The sequence below is a fragment of the Microbacterium sp. Bi128 genome, from assembly GCF_918698205.1.
Genome location: NZ_CAKKMM010000652.1, coordinates 1 through 2764, shown reverse-complemented (window position 1 = coordinate 2764; position 2764 = coordinate 1). Strand labels below are relative to the sequence as shown.

The following is a 2764-nucleotide window of genomic DNA, read 5'->3' as shown; positions in this document are numbered from 1 at the left end:
GTGTCGGAACAGCAGGCAGGTATCGGTTCGGCAGTGAATAACGCCGTCAGCAGGGTTGCCGGTCTGGTCGGCATCGCGCTGGTGGGCCTCGTCATGGGCGGCAAACTTGATCTCGACGGATTTCACCGGGTGGTGACCGTGACGGCGGTGTTGCTCATCCTCGGGGGCATCGTTTCCGCCGTCGGTATCCAGAACCCGCCTAAGCGGCCTGCACTTCGGGCCAGGCAGAAAGTCCCATCCCAAGGCACCCGGAGCTACCGTATTTTCAGACCGGGCCGATAGGGCTAAGGGATTCCATCGGACCGACCGAACGTACCGGCCGAGGCCCTCGGGTATCTGTGCCGTCCAGGGCAGTGGGTGATGTAACAGCTGTTACTTACCTTGTTGTAGCAGTATATGATTGGCGCATGGATTGGTTGGTTCTTGTTGTCCGGTTGACTGGTGAGGCCTCACGGACGAGGGTCGGTGTGTGGCGGGAGCTCCGGAGGATCGGTGCTGCGCCAGTGGCCTCAGGGGTGTGGACCGTTCCGGACACGCCGTTCTTCTCGGAAGCCGTGCCGAGGGTCGTGGAGCTGGCCGGCCGCGGAACCGGCAGCGTCCTTGTCCTGCCCACGCCGGGCAGCGGCGATGCGGGAGTGGAAGGCCTGCGCTCGGCATTCGAGGAGCTCAGGTTGGATGAGTGGAAGGAATTCTCCGGCGATTGCGGGGCGTTCGAGGCCGAGATCGCCAAGGAAACCCGAAGCGGCAAGTTCACTCTGGTGGAGCTGGAAGAGGAAGAGCAGAGCCTGGACCGCTTGCGGCGCTGGTACCGTGATCTGAAAAGCCGTGACGTTCTGGAACTGCCGGAAGCGCAGGCCGCCGACGAGCGGTTGCGCGAGTGCTCCGCTGTATTCGACGAGTACGCCGAGAAGGTCTACGCGACTCTGCATGCCCCGGCAGGCCATGGCCTGCCTGAGGCCGGGGAGTAGGGGCCGTGCAGTGGTGGCAGACGGCGCTGGGTATCCTGGCCGGGCTCGTTGGCGTCTACGCGGTTCTTCTGCTGGGGTTGTGGGTCTATGCGAGGTCCCATCCGGAGACGGTGGGTATGCGGGACGCGTTGCGGCTGCTGCCGGATGTGTTGCGCGTGCTGAGGCGTTTGGCGGCCGACCCGGCGGTATCCCGCGGCGCCCGGATCAAGCTGTTGCTTTTGCTGGGATATCTGCTCTTGCCGCTGGATCTTGTTCCGGACTTCCTCCCGCTGATTGGCTATGCCGATGACGTGATCATCATGGCCCTGGTTCTTCGTTCCGTGATCCGCTCCGCGGGTCCGGAGTCTTTGCGGCGGCATTGGCCGGGCACCCCGGCCGGGCTTGCCGTCATCGAACGGCTGGCCGGCCTGCCGGCACCCATCGCCGGAAACGCCGGGGGCGCCGGGAAAGAGAGCACAGATGCTGCCTGAAATTTTGAAGCGCCCTGAGATGGCGCGCCTGAGACGTCGCGGGTTCATCCTTGAGGGCATCACGTTGGGCTGGAACGTCGTCGGAGTGGCAGTTCTTGCCGTCACTTCCATCACGGCCGGATCGGTGGCGCTGGCCGGCTTCGGCCTGGACAGCCTGATCGAGATCGGTGCCAGCACCGTGGTGATCTGGGAACTCTCCGGGACCGGGGAACGGCGTCAACGGTTTGCGTTGAGGCTGATCGCCGGGGCGTTCGTTGCCCTGGCCCTCTATCTGCTCATCCAGTCCGGACTTGCCTTGGCGGCCGGGCACCACGCACGGCCGAGCCCCGCCGGAATTATCTGGACGGCTGTCACGGCAGTGGTCATGTTCGCCCTCTCAGCCGGAAAGGCCCGCACGGGCATGGCGCTGGGCAATCCCGTTCTGATAGCAGAGGGCAAGGTGACGTTTATCGACGGTCTTCTGGCGGCCGCCGTGCTGGCCGGTATCTTGCTGGACACCTTTGCCGGTTGGTGGTGGGCCGACCCCGTGGCCGGTATGGTCATCGTCTACTACGCGGTCCGCGAAGCCGTGGCCATCTTCCGCCACGATCACTGATCGTTCGGAAGCAGCCACCTGGGTGGCTTAGGCTTTCCGTATGGGACTAATAATCACACTGCTTATCATTTGGCTTATTCTTTCGATCCTGGGCTTCGCCGTGAAGGGTCTGCTCTGGTTGGCCATCATCGGCTTGGTGCTCCTGGTGGCTACGGCTGTATGGGGCTGGGTGAAGCGCAAGGCCAAGGCCTGATGCAAGCCTGATATTCATTCGGCGGCGGTCGGTCCTCTTCAGGACCGGCCGCCGTTTTCGTGAAATTCACGGAGTCAATGAGCCAACTGAATGTCCAGAGGAGGAAGACGGATAGCCAGCTCGGCTCTTGAGCGGGTTGGCGTTCTACCGGATAGGGAACTGCACCTGTCCGTCGAGGTCCGGCGCGCCGCTACGAGCTGGTGCTGGATGCCAGTACACCCAGGCCGAGCGCGGCGATGATGCCGCTGCTGCCGCGTTCGAGCCAACTGCTCACCCGGGGGCGCTGCAGCCAGGCCATCGCCTTCGCTGCCGCGACGGCTACAGCCGCCAGGTAGAGGAATCCAATGGCGCTTTCGATGGCACCGAGCACCATGGCTGTATCCAGCGTGTTGCCGCCGTGTGGAATGAACTGCGGCACGACGGCGAGGTAGAACAGGCCGACCTTGGGGTTGAGCAGTGTGGAGAACGCGCCGGCGCCGAAGCCGGTCCTTCGGCTGTAGCTCCGGCGGGGAGCGTGCCCGGCCGCCGGGGATGCAGT

Annotated in this window: 5 protein-coding genes and 1 pseudogene; 5 read left to right on the top strand and 1 reads right to left on the bottom strand. The window is 64.2% G+C overall.

The genetic code is table 11. From position 1 onward, the window contains the following. The 5 genes and pseudogenes from LQV45_RS24360 to LQV45_RS24340 all read left to right on the top strand — a co-directional run. Window positions 1-282: pseudogene (locus LQV45_RS24360) on the top strand (MFS transporter); the annotation flags it as partial. A 125-nt stretch (window positions 283-407) separates the two neighbouring features. After that, entirely contained in the window at window positions 408-968 is a 561-nt protein-coding gene (locus LQV45_RS24355) for a Chromate resistance protein ChrB (RefSeq protein ID WP_308288921.1), read from the top strand. 5 nt (window positions 969-973) lie between these two features. After that, on the top strand, window positions 974-1438 hold the full coding sequence (locus tag LQV45_RS24350; protein ID WP_230009189.1) for a DUF1232 domain-containing protein: 465 nt from the start codon (window positions 974-976) through the stop codon (window positions 1436-1438). 19 nt (window positions 1439-1457) lie between these two features. After that, a complete protein-coding gene (locus LQV45_RS24345; RefSeq protein WP_230009188.1) occupies window positions 1458-2033 on the top strand; it encodes a cation transporter in 576 nt (191 codons plus the stop codon). Between the two features lie 40 nt (window positions 2034-2073). Further along, complete coding sequence (locus LQV45_RS24340; protein ID WP_028276278.1) at window positions 2074-2226, top strand: LPXTG cell wall anchor domain-containing protein; 153 nt, start codon at window positions 2074-2076, stop codon at window positions 2224-2226. A gap of 190 nt (window positions 2227-2416) precedes the next feature. On the opposite strand, the gene LQV45_RS24335 is transcribed toward LQV45_RS24340, so the two are convergent. After that, on the bottom strand, window positions 2417-2764 hold a 348-nt coding region (locus LQV45_RS24335; protein WP_230009187.1), incomplete at its 5' end, for a LysE family translocator.